The sequence below is a fragment of the Arthrospira sp. PCC 9901 genome (genome assembly GCF_059013425.1).
This window is the reverse complement of record NZ_CP102296.1, coordinates 3,260,923-3,275,563: the sequence shown is the minus strand read 5'-3', so window position 1 is coordinate 3,275,563 and position 14,641 is coordinate 3,260,923. Positions and strand designations below refer to the sequence as shown.

The 14,641-nt window shown below is 46.8% G+C and carries 13 protein-coding genes and 2 pseudogenes; 8 read left to right on the top strand and 7 right to left on the bottom strand.

Annotated elements, in window-relative coordinates; genetic code table 11:
* Positions 1–80: 80 nt before the first annotated feature.
* The 3 genes from NLZ44_RS14205 (at position 81) to NLZ44_RS14195 (ending at position 4,737) form a co-directional block, all read left to right on the top strand.
* The gene (locus tag NLZ44_RS14205; RefSeq protein ID WP_493750198.1) at positions 81–3,404 is read left to right on the top strand and encodes an efflux RND transporter permease subunit; all 3,324 of its coding nucleotides are present in this window, start codon (positions 81–83) and stop codon (positions 3,402–3,404) included.
* 26 nt (positions 3,405–3,430) lie between these two features.
* Positions 3,431–4,069 (top strand): GUN4 domain-containing protein, encoded by a 639-nt coding sequence (locus tag NLZ44_RS14200; protein ID WP_006620734.1) that lies wholly within the window; start codon positions 3,431–3,433, stop codon positions 4,067–4,069.
* A 416-nt stretch (positions 4,070–4,485) separates the two neighbouring features.
* Positions 4,486–4,737 (top strand): hypothetical protein, encoded by a 252-nt coding sequence (locus NLZ44_RS14195; RefSeq protein ID WP_493750197.1) that lies wholly within the window; start codon positions 4,486–4,488, stop codon positions 4,735–4,737.
* A 59-nt stretch (positions 4,738–4,796) separates the two neighbouring features.
* Here the strand turns inward: NLZ44_RS14195 and NLZ44_RS14190 are convergent, their stop codons facing one another.
* The 3 genes from NLZ44_RS14190 to NLZ44_RS14180 form a co-directional block, all read right to left on the bottom strand.
* Positions 4,797–5,894 carry an inositol-3-phosphate synthase gene (locus NLZ44_RS14190; RefSeq protein ID WP_315640061.1) on the bottom strand — a complete coding sequence of 366 codons (1,098 nt, stop codon included), beginning with the start codon at positions 5,892–5,894 and terminating at the stop codon, positions 4,797–4,799.
* A 302-nt stretch (positions 5,895–6,196) separates the two neighbouring features.
* Positions 6,197–6,778 carry an FKBP-type peptidyl-prolyl cis-trans isomerase gene (locus tag NLZ44_RS14185; RefSeq protein WP_315640062.1) on the bottom strand — a complete coding sequence of 194 codons (582 nt, stop codon included), beginning with the start codon at positions 6,776–6,778 and terminating at the stop codon, positions 6,197–6,199.
* 214 nt (positions 6,779–6,992) lie between these two features.
* Positions 6,993–7,316 (bottom strand): phasin family protein, encoded by a 324-nt coding sequence (locus tag NLZ44_RS14180; RefSeq protein ID WP_315640064.1) that lies wholly within the window; start codon positions 7,314–7,316, stop codon positions 6,993–6,995.
* 112 nt (positions 7,317–7,428) lie between these two features.
* Here NLZ44_RS14180 and NLZ44_RS14175 point away from each other — a divergent pair, with 112 nt between their 5' ends.
* Complete coding sequence (locus NLZ44_RS14175) at positions 7,429–7,785, top strand: zinc ribbon domain-containing protein (RefSeq protein WP_111893968.1); 357 nt, start codon at positions 7,429–7,431, stop codon at positions 7,783–7,785.
* Positions 7,786–7,797: 12 nt separating this feature from the next.
* Here the strand turns inward: NLZ44_RS14175 and NLZ44_RS14170 are convergent, their stop codons facing one another.
* Positions 7,798–8,913 carry an extracellular solute-binding protein gene (locus NLZ44_RS14170; protein WP_193520285.1) on the bottom strand — a complete coding sequence of 372 codons (1,116 nt, stop codon included), beginning with the start codon at positions 8,911–8,913 and terminating at the stop codon, positions 7,798–7,800.
* 436 nt (positions 8,914–9,349) lie between these two features.
* Here NLZ44_RS14170 and NLZ44_RS14165 point away from each other — a divergent pair.
* The 3 genes and pseudogenes from NLZ44_RS14165 to NLZ44_RS14155 form a co-directional block, all read left to right on the top strand.
* Positions 9,350–9,922, top strand: a pseudogene (locus tag NLZ44_RS14165) (IS607 family transposase); the annotation flags it as partial.
* A 37-nt stretch (positions 9,923–9,959) separates the two neighbouring features.
* The gene (locus tag NLZ44_RS14160) at positions 9,960–11,027 is read left to right on the top strand and encodes an RNA-guided endonuclease InsQ/TnpB family protein (RefSeq protein WP_493753000.1); all 1,068 of its coding nucleotides are present in this window, start codon (positions 9,960–9,962) and stop codon (positions 11,025–11,027) included.
* A 142-nt stretch (positions 11,028–11,169) separates the two neighbouring features.
* Entirely contained in the window at positions 11,170–11,610 is a 441-nt protein-coding gene (locus NLZ44_RS14155) for a hypothetical protein (RefSeq protein WP_493750196.1), read from the top strand.
* An 11-nt stretch (positions 11,611–11,621) separates the two neighbouring features.
* Here NLZ44_RS14155 and cobT read toward each other — a convergent pair whose 3' ends face one another.
* The 3 genes from cobT to NLZ44_RS14140 form a co-directional block, all read right to left on the bottom strand.
* A complete protein-coding gene (cobT, locus tag NLZ44_RS14150; RefSeq protein ID WP_008049362.1) occupies positions 11,622–12,713 on the bottom strand; it encodes a nicotinate mononucleotide-dependent phosphoribosyltransferase CobT in 1,092 nt (363 codons plus the stop codon).
* Positions 12,713–13,393, bottom strand: coding sequence for a DUF2232 domain-containing protein (locus NLZ44_RS14145; protein WP_493750195.1), 681 nt, complete (start codon positions 13,391–13,393; stop codon positions 12,713–12,715). The genes cobT and NLZ44_RS14145 overlap by 1 nt, the downstream gene beginning before the upstream one ends.
* A 63-nt stretch (positions 13,394–13,456) precedes the next feature.
* The gene (locus NLZ44_RS14140) at positions 13,457–14,164 is read right to left on the bottom strand and encodes a Crp/Fnr family transcriptional regulator (protein ID WP_006620746.1); all 708 of its coding nucleotides are present in this window, start codon (positions 14,162–14,164) and stop codon (positions 13,457–13,459) included.
* A gap of 9 nt (positions 14,165–14,173) precedes the next feature.
* Between NLZ44_RS14140 and NLZ44_RS14135 the strand changes: the two are divergent.
* A pseudogene (locus NLZ44_RS14135) lies at positions 14,174–14,388 on the top strand (hypothetical protein).
* Positions 14,389–14,641: the final 253 nt, after the last annotated feature.

The following is a 14,641-nucleotide window of genomic DNA, read 5'->3' as shown; positions in this document are numbered from 1 at the left end:
TCAGGCTACTTTCCCCCCCTCGCTCTAAATTAAGTTCCTTATCTTGATCGCTATGCTTAACCACCTATATTTGATTGTCTATGCTGTTATTTGTTAGCACCTTCATCAAGCGCCCCGTTCTCACTACAGTTTGCTCCATTCTCATTGTATTGGTAGGGGTGATATCTATTCCGCTGCTACCTATTTCTCAACTACCACAACTGGCTAACACTCAAATCAACGTAACTGCAGTCAATATTGGTGCTGATGCCGAAACCACAGAAACCACTGTGACTAGCATCTTAGAGCGGGAAATCAACGGCGTTGATAACATGAGATATATCTCATCAAACACCGCTAATAATGGGGTTTCTAATGTCTCTGTAGCCTTCCCTGTCAACGTTGATCGAGATATTGCCCAGGTTAACGTTAACAATAGAGTATCTCAGGCAGCATCAAGTTTACCTGATGTCGTTCAACAGGTCGGTATCACCGTAGAAGCATCTTCACCCAGTATCCTGTTGGTACTGGGGTTTTATTCAGATACTGATCAAAATAACCAGCCTATTTATGACGATGTTTTTATCAGTAACTTCCTAGATTTAAATGTTCTTGATGAAATTACCCGCGCTCCTGGAGTCGGGAGTGTAACCATTTTGGGGGAACGTAGATATGCCATGCGTATTTGGCTAAACCCCCAAAAAATCGCAGCTAGGGGATTAGTTGCTCAAGATGTAGTCGCCGCCTTACGACAGCAAAATATTCAGGTCGGCGCTGGTAAAATTGGTCAGGCCCCCACCCCCCCGGAGCAAAGATTTGAGATCCCCTTGCGCGCTCAGGGTCGCCTTCGAGATGTCTCCGAATTTGAGGAATTGGTGGTTGGTGTCGGAAACGATGGCACTCTGATTAAAATTACAGATGTAGGTCGGGTAGAGTTAGGCGCACAGGACTATAACCTTGACGCAACCTATAACAATCAAGCCGCCGTGGGGATGGCTGTTTACCAAAGACCCGGTAGTAATGCCTTGGAAACAGCCGAGGCGGTCAAGTCAAAGATGCAAGAGTTGAGTGCATCTTTCCCTCCAGGGGTTAGATATGCCATTCCCTATGATACAACTCTATTTGTGCAAGCCTCCCTACAGGAAGTGGTGATCACCCTCCTGCAAACTATTACCCTGGTAATTTTGGTAATTTTTGTGTTTTTGCAGGATTGGCGCACAACCCTAATTCCTACTATTGCTATCCCAGTGGCACTCATTGGCTCAATGGCAGGTCTAAAGGCGATGGGGTTTGAACTCAATACCCTCACACTGTTTGGTTGTACATTGGCTGCGGGTTTGGTCGTTGATGATGCGATCGTCATTGTGGAAGCAGTTTCTAGTAAAATTGCTCAGGGCATGAAGCCACGACAAGCCGCCTTAGACGCAATGGAAGAACTCACTGGCGCTACCATATCCACTTCCTTAGTATTGCTGGCTGTATTTATTCCCGTTGCCTTTTTCCCCGGAACTACTGGAATCATCTTTCAGCAGTTCTCCCTAACCATTACTTTTGCGATTATCTGTTCCACATTTAACGCCCTCAGCTTCTCTCCGACTATGGCTGGGGTGCTATTGCGTCCGGCTAAGAAAACTAAGGGGCCTTTAGGATGGTTTTTTGAGAAATTTAACCAAGGTTTTGGCTTCATACAAAATCAATATGCCAAGTTGATTCGGTTTCTGGTGCGGATTAATACCCTGGTGATGGGGATTTTTGTCGGTGGTTTGGTGCTGACTGTCCTTATGTATGGCTGGGTACCTACTGGATTTGTTCCCCAAGAAGACCAAGGCTTCTTTTTGGTAATTATGCAAGGTCCTGATGGCGTATCCCTTAACTACACCGCTAATGCTGCTGAGGAAATTACTGATCTGATCTTACAAGAACCAGAAGTTGAATCAGTATTCGCGGCGGCGGGGTTTGGTTTTGATGGTCTTAATCCCTCCCAGGGGGTGATGTTTGTTCAGCTAAAGCCTTGGAGTGAAAGACCCACCCCGGAACAGTCCGTTTATGGGGTTCTCGGTCGCATTAATCGAGCTTTGAGAGGGGTTACAGCAGTACAGGCTTTTGCGGTTAATGCTGCTCCGGTTCCTGGTATGGGTAGCACTGGGGGGGTGGAAATCCAAATTCAAGACCGCAGTGGTAATTTGCCGATTTCTGCTTTGGTAGAAAATGGTAATCGCTTACTGGCTCAGTTGAACTCTGATAAATATCCGGCTGTGGGTAGGGCTTTTAGCCAGTTTTCTGCATCTAAGGGTCAGAAAAATATCCAGGTATTACGCGATCGCGCTCTGGCTCTCAATGTCAATATCAGTGATGTTTTTAGCACCCTACAGATTTATTTTGGCTCCCTATATGTCAATGATTTTGTCCTCGGACAACGACAATACCGGGTTGTGGCTCAAGCAGAATCCGAGTTTAGGGCTGATCCTTCTGATATCGGCCGCCTATCAGTGCGATCGCTTGATGGGAACTTAATTCCTTTGGAAAACTTGGTTAAGTTTGAAGAAATAGTCGGGCCGGAAATTATCACCCGCTTTAATCTTTATCGATCTATGAGAATTCAGGCTGACCCCGCTCCGGGTTTCAGTTCTGGACAGGTCATTGCAGCTATTGAACAAGCCGCCGCCGAGACCCTTGACCCATCTTTCGGCTATGCTTGGCAAGGAAGCGCTTTAGAGGAAAAAGCTGCTGGCGGTGCGGCGATCGTCATCTTCGGACTCGGATTTGTCATTGCCTTTTTAGTCCTTTCCGCACAATATGAAAGCTACATCGACCCCCTCATTATTATGTTAGCCGTCCCTCTCGCTGTTTTGGGCGCTTTGGCTGCTATTTGGTTCCGTTCTAATGTCTTGATGGCTGGCGGCATTTGGCCTGTAGTTAACAATGATGTTTATGCTCAGGTCGCTCTCGTCATGTTGATTGGTTTGGCTTCTAAAAACTCCATTCTCATTGTCGAGTTTGCTAACCAACTACGAGACAAAGGACTTAATATTCAGAAAGCAGCAGCACTAGCTGCAGAGCAACGCTTCCGACCTATTCAGATGACCGCGATCTCTTCTTTGGTCGGATTCTGGCCTCTGGTAATTGCTTCCGGTGCCGGTGCGTCTAGTCGTTGGTCTTTGGGAACTGCTATCTTTGGCGGAATGTTAGTCGGAACTCTATTGAGTCTCTTGATTACTCCTAACCTCTATATTGCTATTAAAACCCTTGAGGCTCGTTTCCTCAAAGGTGAGAAGCCTCAACCTTCTGATAGTTCTGGCTCTAATGGTTCTGGACCTAATGGTTCTGGACCTAATGGTTCTGGCTCTAATGGTTCTCAGACCAATGGACATCAACAACACCAACCACAAAGTCAACCCTTAGATCATACCCTTACCGAAAATTAGCACCTGCATTACCTATCAAACTGATTATGTCTGAAGATACACAGGAATTTGAATCTACCGATCTACCTTCTGAAGATCCTACCCCTTCCCCAAATTTACCTCTGGAAACCTCGGAAACTTCCCATGCTCCGGTTAGTTCCTCCTCCCTTGAGGAAAGAGTTACTAAATTGGAGGATACTTTAGCCCAGATTTTGTCTTTGCTTAGTGATAAGTACCGTTACGGACGGTTACAGAATTTGCTGGCTGAGGGAAATTGGCGAGAAGCAGATTTAGAAACTACTAAGGTGATGTTGGAAATTGCTACTCAGGCTTATCATGATGATTTGAAGCCTGATGATGTCATGATTTTTCCCTGTAGCGCTCTACATCTTATCGATAGCCTCTGGGTTAAGTATAGCAATAATCGCTTTGGCTTTAGCGTTCAACGACAAATTTATACCGACTTAGGGGGAGATGATGATATCTCTAAGATTGACATAGATTTGCTTACTCAAGTAAGCGATCGCTTGGGGTGGCGCGAAGAACATAAATGGTTAGATTATCCAGACCTTAACTTTACTATATCTGCCCCCCCTGGATGTCATCCTTCTAACTGGTGGCGATCGGCTTATGGTGCTAAAATGGCAGTCTATTTCCTCGCCAGATTGATTCGATGTGGCGTTTAATCCACCCTGCGCGTGTTTCTGGTGCGTCAGTTATCAATCTTCCCCTTAATATTAGATTTCATCCTTATGACGCACCCTACCTCTTGACAAACACAGGATTAAGGGTTATAATAAATCATATTTTTCCGCAGAATTAACCCTTAATTAATTCAAGAATAAACTAATGTTTAAAGATTGGTCATCCGATGATTGGATTAATCATATACTCTTCTTTGGTACACTTTTCATGCTGATTGCTTCCTTTGTCTTTCTCTAGGCTTTCTGCATAAGTAACCCTAACTAACCTGCCACAATTGGGGAAGTATCGTTAATTTTCGTTAATTTTTGGCCTATATAGGATGATTCTCTGTTAACCTGAAGGTAGCCGGTTTATAAAGCCGTCCTGGAAGGACGGGGTTTCCGACCCAGGAGTTTCCATGAATATAAGGCTAGTGATTTTTTCGGGAATTGTCATGGCTGGTATAGGGTCTGTGTTTGGTTTGGCTATGTCTCATATAGCAGCAAAACCCTATCAATGCTGTGGCGTGGTTTCTGTTCATAATGATGTTGGCTACAGCCAGTCCCGGCATCCCCAAGCATATACTGTAGCGGGATCGATGATGGGATTTGTCGCCGGGTCTGTTTTGGAAGCCTTGCGACAAGCTGAACTGGAACATAAACGGAACTAGAGCCCCCAGGAACCCGCAGGTTAACGGGTGTCCCAGAGTTATTTGACCATATCCTGATTTTAGGATGGGTTGGCGATAAATCGTTCCGTCATTTCGTATGCCTCATCATCAACGAACTGTTTTGGCGGATGCTTCATAAAAAAGGCTGAGGGAGAGTCCAACACGCCGCCAAGTCCCCTGTCTAGTCCTAATTTACAGCAGCGGATAGCATCGATAACTACTCCGGCTGAGTTAGGAGAATCTTCCACAGACAGGCGCAATTCGATGTTCATGGGAACATCTCCAAATAGTCGTCCTTCCATGCGGATAAAGCAGACTTTATTATCCTTTTGCCAAGGAACATAATCGCTAGGTCCGACGTGGATATTTTCGTTGGCTAGACGTTCTCGCACCACGCTCTGAACTGCCTCAGTTTTGGACTCTTTTTTCGAGTCGAGGCGGCGACGGTCTAACATATTCAGAAAGTCCGTATTTCCGCCCGTGTTAATTTGGTAGGTGCGATCAATTTTGACTCCTCGCTTTTGAAATTGATTAGCTAAGGCGCGGTGAGTAATAGTTGCGCCTAATTGGGATTTAATATCATCGCCGATAATAGGAACCTTATTAAGTCTAAATTTCTCCTCCCAGAGGGGATTACTGGCGATAAATACGGGAATGCAGTTGACGAAACCGACCCCAGCATCTAAGGCACATTCGGCATAAAATTCGGTGGCTTCCTGGGAACCAACAGGCAGATAATTAACTAGAATTTCTGCGCGGGAGTCTTGTAAAATTTTGACTACTTCTGCTTTCGAGGGTTGAGGTCGCGCGCTGGGTTGAAAGCTGTAGCGTTCATCTACATCAACCATGTGTTCTGCTACACCATCGAGAATGCGACCCATTGACACATTAACCCCAGTTGGGGGAACATGAGAACAGAAAACTGTGGTGCAGTTAGGGGGGGCAAAAATTGCCTCTGCCACATCTAAGCCAACTTTTCTGCGATCGATATCAAAGGCGGCGACCACCTCCATATCAGAGGGTTTGTAGCCGCCGATTTCCCAGTGCATAAGTCCGATGGCATCCTGGGCATTTTTGTCGCGATAATATTCAATCCCTTGGATTAAAGAACTCGCACAGTTACCAATACCAATAATGGCGATACGAATTTTTTCCACAAGCAATCTGTTCCTCGACTCCTAAGTTAAAATAAGTCCTGCCTAGATGCCAAGTTTAGGATATTGACAGCAGCGACAGATCTGTTAATTAATCAAACAGCGATTGTACCTTGGAAGCACCAGGGTTATACCAAGCCTAGGGTTGGGAAAGGGGATTGATCACAAATTTTTAAATCCCTACCATTAATAAATGGTTTTGTCAAGTGCTGGGCTAGGGAAAACCAGGGCAAATCTAACCACCGTTAACCGGATGAGATCTGGGTGTTGAGTCAATTTTGCCCTAGTTTAGCTGTGAGTTGCTATCAGGAAATTTTCAATAATTCCACATCAAAAATTAAGGTAGCATTCGGAGGAATCACGCCACCCGCACCGCGATCGCCATATCCCAAGTCAGCCGGAATAATCAGTTTTCTGCGTCCCCCTACTTGCATAGAGGCGACTCCCTCATCCCAACCTTTAATGACTTGACCAACCCCAATTGTAAAGGAAAAAGGCCGATTGCGATCGCGGGAACTGTCGAACTTAGTGCCATCCTTCAGAGTTCCGGTATAGTGAACCGTAACTGTCTGACCCGCTTGGGGACTAGCACCAGTTCCCTCCTGTAAATCCACATACTGGAGACCGGAATCTGTTGTAACTAGGTTTTCTTCTGTATTTGTCATATTTTGAGCAATGGTGAAATTAGCTGTCGGTGCTGCTATACCTCCTGACAGCAAAGAATTGGTAGAAACCTTGCTTTCCTGAACCTTGATTTCGGTTTCAGGTCTGACCTGGGTTCCCATATTGGAAGCATTAGCTTCTTTTCCAGAATAGGTAATTTGAGCAACAATGAGAACCAGGGAACAGGCCACAATTACCCCAAAGCTGATCAAAATTTCTCGCACCTTTTATCGTCCTCCTCAGTTAAGTTAGGGAAAATCATTTTACCAAGAACCGGCTAACTGTTGATTCAGATACATCAAGGGGAGTCATTCCGCCATGGGGACATAGCCAAGGGTTCTGGCTTCCTAAGTTTTGATGAACATGACCCCATTGAGTACACCTGAAATTTGACAGAAAAACTGGTGGTAACTATTCCAGTTTGACAGGTTATGGTCCTTAGCGCCAGTGGCGATTTTCCAAATCTCGCATCTGACGTTCTAAACGGTCTAAGCGTCCCCGCAACTCATCAAGTTCTGCCTGGCGGGGAACACCGATATCCTGCATCATATTTTTAATCTGGCGCTGCATCAACTCTTCCAGGCTTTGTTGATCCATTTTCAGGCGCTGGGTCATCTCATCAATAAAGCGTTTAGCATCATCTGGGTTAAGGGTTCCCTCTTTGACCCACTGATCTGTAACCTCCTGCAATTTCTCGGCTACCAGGGAGGTGGTACCAATGCCGATCATCAAAAGCTGTTTGAGTAAATTGTTGTCATCCATAGGTTTTTAAGTATCTAGTACAATTTAAGCTAGATTTACGGTCAAACAAACTGTATCACTTTTCACTTTTTTTGTTGGAAGCCCCCTACTGTCGATCGCTATTGATTTTCCTATGCCAGAATGTCCCCGTTGTCGTCAACCCGTTGATTCTCAGGCGATCGCCTGTCCCTACTGCAAATATGAACTGAAGGCCTTTGGTCATCCGGGTATTCCGTTACACCGCGCTGATCAAGGGGAGTTTCTGTGCCAGAGTTGTCTTTATCATGAAGACGACACCTGCAACTTTCCCAAACGTCCTTATGCCAGGGAATGCACTCTCTATCAAGACCGGAGTAAACCAATTTTGCCTCAGCCGTTTGTCAACCACCAGGGGAGATTTCCACACTCTGTGGGTGAATGGGTACGAAGAAACGCCCTAGGGGTGGCTATTGTGATTATTATCATCATCAGTGTCTTACTAGCTTTGTAGCGGGGGAAGGCGCTACGATCGCACTACGGAACGGATCTGCTGCCAGAGGCGCTGATATTGTTGCATACTGGCAACAGTTAGGGGCAGCAAAAATTCACTGCGCTCTAAAATGTCGGTATCGGGTAACAGTTGCGGATTTTCCCGTAAATCCTTGGGTAAATCGGCTCGCGACATTCCCCAAACTATGGGGGAGGTTGCGCCAGTCAATAATGACATTTGGGTAGCTATTTCAGGTTGCCAACAAAAATCAATCCAGGCTTGAACTAGGGGGTTATTCGTGGCACTGGTGGCGATCGGTTTGACCCACACATCAGACCATAAAGCAGTACCAGATTTAGGGATAGCGATCGCTATATTATGTTGTCGTTGCACTTGGGGAGAAATATCTCCCGACCAACCGACAGCCAGCCAAGTATCACCCAAAATTAGGGGTTTGAGATAGTTATTAGAATCATAGAGGCGGACATTTTGGTGTAGTTGTTCCAATTCCGCTTTCAAGTCGGGAACTAGATCCAGATCAGGGGTGTTGTAGGAGTAGCCCAATTTTTTCAGGGTTAAACCAATCACCTCTCGCGCTTGATCTAATAGGGAGATACGACCCTGGCACTCAGACCGCCATAGGTCTTGCCAGTCGGTTGGAGTCCAGCCTAATTTCTCAAATCTATCAACCCGATAAGCGATCGCTGTTGTCCCCCAGCGATAGGGAGCGCCCCAAATTTGACCTTCTGGGGAGTTGCTCAATTCTCCATTTGGGTTACGTCTAACTAGGTTTTGCCAGTTTTCGGGTAATTGCTGCCACTGGGATAAATCCTCTGGGTTGAGGGGTTCGATTAATTCCTCTCTAATGGCTGCTGATAGCCAATAGTCGCCAATCATGACTAAATCAGCGGGGTTGCTAGTGGCTTCCGCTTGTAATTGCTGGTAGAGGTCTTCGAGATTAAACTTGGGTACAAAACTTAACCCAGGCCGCTGCGGTTGTTGGCGGCGAAAGCGGTTTACCAGTTGAACGGGAACAGAACCATTTAGCAACTGGACCCGAAAATCTGTGGGGGTATCACATCCCCCGATTAATTCCGCCAGTGCTAATAGACTTGTTCCCCACAGGAAAGATCGTCGGTTCAGTGACATATTTATAAGGTGGGGTGGCGTTCCCCGATTCTTGACCCTCACCTGTACGGGGGTGATCGCGATGGGTTGCCACTTTGTTGTTTAGAACCATTGTACTGTCATTACTGGCTTAAATCTCATCAGAGAAAATTTGGTAACATCAGACACAACACTTGCTTTAATTATCGGATTTAATTCTGGTCAAATATTTAGTCAAGCCCTATGGGCTGGTAATTGGTGGGGTGATGGTAGCCTTCAACCGTAAATATACTTATGCAAATTAGTGGGAAATAGTCTCGCCCATGATTATGAATATATATGGGGGAATTCTTTAAGTTATATTAAGGTTTGAACTGCCAGAGATTGACTCTGGTATAGGAGCATGATTTAATCTCAAATTAGGTTAATATTTTAGGGCAATACGGTATAATAAGCGAGAAGAGTTGAGGATAAACCTATTGCCAAATATGTCAAACCCAAGGAAGCCGCCCAAATCCTTGGAGTCCATGAAAGAACACTCCGCAGATGGGACGACAATGGCTCAATCGAGACCATCAGAACCCCCGCTGGGCAACGACGATATAACGTTGAGTCATATACTGCCAAATCAGGCAGTGACAAACGCAAAGTCGTTATCTATGCCAGAGTTAGTAGCCGCGCCCAGCAGTCCGACCTCAACCGACAGGTGGCCGCATTGTCCAACCTCTACCCCGAAGCAGAAGTCGTCTCAGAAATCGGAGGCGGGCTCGACTTCAAGGGAAAGAAAATGCTGGCCTTACTGGGACATCATTTGTCAGGAGATGTCGGCATGGTTGTCGTTGCCCACAAAGACTGATTGGCAATATGGGGATTTGACTTGTTTCGATGGCTCTGTGAGCAAAACAGGTGTTCACTCATGGTTCTCAACCAGACAAGTCTCAGTCCAGAACCAGAAATGGTTGAGGACATCCTCGCCATCCTCCACTGCTTCAGTTCCCGATTATACGGACGGAGTAAATACAAAACTCAGGTCAAAGAAGATCCGGATTTACCCCAGCCCGGAGCTAAATCAAGTCTGGCGCCAATGGCTGGCTGCTTGTCGGTATTGCTACAACCAAGCAATTGCATTATCTAGGAGTGGTAAACGACTAAGCAAGTTAAAGTTACGCAATCAAGTGATGCAGAGTGACTTACCCGAATGGGTCAAAGAAACACCCTGCCACATTCGGCAAAATGCCATCTTTGATGCCTATCAGGCTTTGAGCGCCAGTCCTGATGCCAGGTTTAGAAGTTGTCGTGACAGCTCTCAAGGGATGAAGTTCAATAATACTAATTTCTCTTCAGGGAGTTGGTATCCAAGACTAACGAAAGGATTAACTTTCATGGTTTCCGAACCCATCCCTAAAACTTGCGGGCAAGGGACTCAGTTGGTGTTTACCAAAGGTCGATGGTTGGCGATTTTCCCTGAACCAGTTGCCGTTACCACAACTGACGCTACTGGCGTGATTGCATTAGACCCGGGTGTCCGAACTTTCATAACTGGGTTTGATGGCTCTCGGTTTCTGGAATTGGGCTCCGGGGATATTGGACGCATTACTAGGCTATGTCAACATTTGGATGATTTGATGAGCCGAATCGCCAAGGAACCCTGTCGTTCAAGAAGGCGACGGATGAGGCAAGCGGCTCAACGAATGAGAACTAAAATCCGGAATTTAGTGGATGAGGCCCACAAACAAATTGCTCACTACTTGACTCACAACTACAGCCTAATTTTTTTGCCCACCTTCGAGACTTCCGATATGGTTGCCAAGGTGAAGCGTCTAATCAGGTCTAAGACTGCCCGCGCCATGCTGACATGGGCGCATTATCGATTCAAACTAACCCTGAGACATCAAGCCGAGATAACTGGAACCACAGTTGTAGATGTGACGGAAGAATACACCAGCAAAACCTGTACTCACTGTGGTCATGTGCATTCCCAGCTAGGTGGCTCAAAAGTGTTCCGATGTCCGGAGTGTGGGTTCACTCTACCACGGGACTGGAACGGTGCTTTTGGAATCTTTCTAAAAGCTTTGCGGGATACCGCCTCTGTTACCTTAACGGGTAATAGTGCTATCGTCGCATTGTCCGGGAACAACCGGAAAAATGTCGCGTAAATGTATCAGTATATCGCCCCAGGAATTGGGTAAACTTCAATGGGAAGTTAAAAGGTTAAATAAATCGGAAGTAATCAGGGGTTAGCGGAATCTTGTTTTAGGATGGGGGCAAAGATTATTAATCACCTAGCATGGAGTATCTATGGATATGTTAGCAGAACAAGTAAGGACCTTAACGAATAAAGTAGATGCCCTGTATGAGGTAGTCATGCAGCTACGGGGAAGTATTCCTAGGGATGATCATGGTTTTTCGGAAATGTTTTCATTGACTCGGACTGCTGAGGAAGGACTGACAGATAGCAGTGTGGTGATGGAAGAATCGGAGCTGCACGATCGCAAATACAATAGTGGATTATACCCAGTTCCTTCCCCAGCAATGACTGTAAGATTTGAGGAACGCCAGGGTACACACAAAGATATTTTAAGTGATGATCACTATATAAATAGCAGCACTATGGTAAGCCAAGAAACCATGTTTAGTGCAGATGTTCAGATCCAGCGTTTGACAGCGCAGCTTACTGCTGCTTACAATCGTATTGCCGCCTTAGAAGAGCAGTTATTGTCTCGGCGGGTGCGCGCTTGAAGGGAGAGGGGTTAGAGATGGCCAGCAAGCTGTTCAATTTGTGTCAGTAACTGGCTTAATGTCCACTGACTGCACAGATAGGAAGCGATCGCACATCCTCCGGCTCCGACACCCTCTTTAACATATCCTTGCTCAAATGCTTGTAGTTGGGGGTAATGGGAATGGGTAAAATCAAGTTGGGTTGCCAATAGGGGAACCGGACCGATCGCCTTAGCGAGTCCGACAGTATCCCCTGTGGTATCTTCTGCAACCCAGCGAGTAGTACCAACCGCGACCCGTCCCGGACACCAGGAAAGATTTTTAGCAGAAGCGATCGCCTCAGCCAAAGCATAAACAGCCAGCATTTGGGTTCCCCCCGCCAAAAGAACCCCTACCCGGCGACTAGCAGCAATAGTCATAGCAGCAACCGCAATTTGCATAGGGTCGCCAACAGCAGCAACCAGTGTCAGGGGATCGACTTGACCTGGGGTAATTTGAGCCGCCCGGAGTCCCGCCGTAACTATCGCTAATTTTTGGTCATGGTTACACTGGGGGTGGCTACTGTTAACTTTTCCGGCCGCGGGAATTCCCAAACCCATCAACACAGCCAGAGCGGTGGTAGTTCCCCCGACGACACATTCTCCGATGATCACATAACTATCATCAGCCATAGCAGCAATGCGATCGCCCCAAGCCAACCCCGACTCAAATAGATGTTGAACTATGGTAGAGTTCAAAGCAGCGCCGGAACTGAGACACTTAGCCGGGACTCCTCCCAGGTCGATAGTTGGTACACAAGGAATTACCGGAACCCCAGCATTAAATAAGTTAATGGGGATATTCAGCGCCGCCACTACAGCCCGCGAAATCAATACCGGGGAAGCACCAGCCACCAAAGGCGGTAAAGGATAACGGGGAGATGGCACAGGACCTGTGACCAGAAATTCAGCGTCTGCGAGATAGGTGCGGCGGCGATCGGCGGGTGTAGCGCCAGCGGCGGAAATTCCGGGAATTAAACCCGTTTCCGTAAATCCCAAAACACAGGCAAAAATGGGCTTTTGGTGTCGATATTGGCTTAACCAAGCCTGACCATTACGGGGCTGTGTATAAATTCGGACTGCCATTATTCCTCATAGTCCAGCAAAATCTGTACCCAACGGGGGGGGCGGGGAATAGGACTTTTAAGGCGATCGAGCATCAACAGAGACACCAAATGCACCACAAACAGATAAACGATATTATTAGCCAAAACCATCAATACAGCGACAATCTGAATAAATACTAAACTTGGGGGTGCAAGTACCCCCAGACGAATAAAGATAGACTCTAGCAGTTGTGCAATTTGGGTAGTCGCATAAACCCACAAATCCCGACCCAAGAGAATTGACAGCAGCCAGTAACGGAAAAAGAAGCCAATAGCGCCAATTAAGGAGGCGATCGCCACAGTAACCGGCCATTTGGCGCCTCGTTTCCACAAGCCGCCCAACACCACAGCCATCCAACCATAGGGGATCACATAGAGAATGCTGCGTGTAGGACCCATTAAAACTGTCAAAAGCAACCCAGAGGTGATAGCACCCATAATCGCCGCCCGTCGATCCCAGCGCAAATATAGCAAAGCAATAGGTAGGGGAAAAAAGACTCGCAACAGAGGACCGAGAGGAAAGTAGTAGTTGATAAACCAAATCAAACTAGCCGTGGATGCCAGAAAGGCAGTTTCCACCATAACGAGGGGGGACACAGAAGGGAAACTGTCCGATGGTTTAGGAGATGGTTGGGGGCTCTGGTTAGAAAAATCACTCATGCTATCTTAGGTCAGGAACGAGGTTAGCTAAGGTCATGGTAGGACCAAGACCGCTAACCCATGTTAAACCAACATCCTCTCTAGGGCATGAACATCGGGAATGCTGAGAAGATCGCGATCGCGATGAATTAATCCCTTTTTCTCCAGTTTACTGAGTACCCTAGTCACAGTTTCGCGAGCTAGTCCGCTCAAACTGCTGAGTTCTCGGTGGGGTAAATTAGGAATTGTCGTTCCTGATTCTGTGGTTTTACCTTGTCCTTCTGCCAAAAACAACAAAATATCTGCCACTCGTGAAGCACTATCTGACTCACGCAACCGTAACCGCCGATTAACCTGACGCAGACGGCGGCCCATTAACTGAGCCAACCTAATACCTGCCAATGGTTCCGTGTTAATCAGTTGGACAAAATCCTGAGCTGGCATATTGCCAATCATGGTTGGGGCGAGGGTAATTACATCTGTCGATCGGGGGACCTCATCAAGGGCTGCCATTTCTCCAAATAATTCACCTTTCCCCAAAATATTGAGTGTAACTTCCTTACCATCAAGGTTGTAGGTCCTAATTTTGACCCAACCATCTAAGATAAAATATACTGAGCTACCCCAATCATTCTCCAGCAAAATCACTTGATTGGGGGGGTGGCTTCGACCCACCACATGAGAGGTGGCTCTTTCGGCTACCTCGTCGGGTAAACCCTCAAAAAAGGCAGTCGAGAGAATCATCCGGGTGATATCTGATTGTGACTCGCGGGAGAAGTACCGATCTTCCATTGGGCTATGATGTTTGAAATTAGCGCTTATCCGTGGCTAGTTAGCAGGAGTTGTCCAATAGACAATTCACGTAAAACTCCTGGGAGGGTTGGAAGCTCCGTGATTTATCACGGAGAGGAAAACCAACTCAAGCGGCTTTAGCCGCCAGCACCCCCTTGTGGGGTGGAGGGGTATGGTTGCCCCTCCATGGAGCTATGGTTGGCTCCGACTCCCTTGCGGGGTAATGTTTGCTTCGCCAATGTTCAGAGTCGGTACTATCCAAATCGCACGTCCTTAACCCCTTAGAGATGTTTAACGATTCGGTTCTAGAGCCTGGAACTAGCACGCATTCCAGGGTAGGAACTTTAACTCTTGCTCTGAACGGAGCCAGTTAAGGCTTAGGCTGGTCAGCTACCTGAAAGGGGGGCACGAAGCCCCCGTGCTTCAGCCGGGGGTGCTGACAGAGCCAACTTTAGTCAAACGATACCACTATTATTG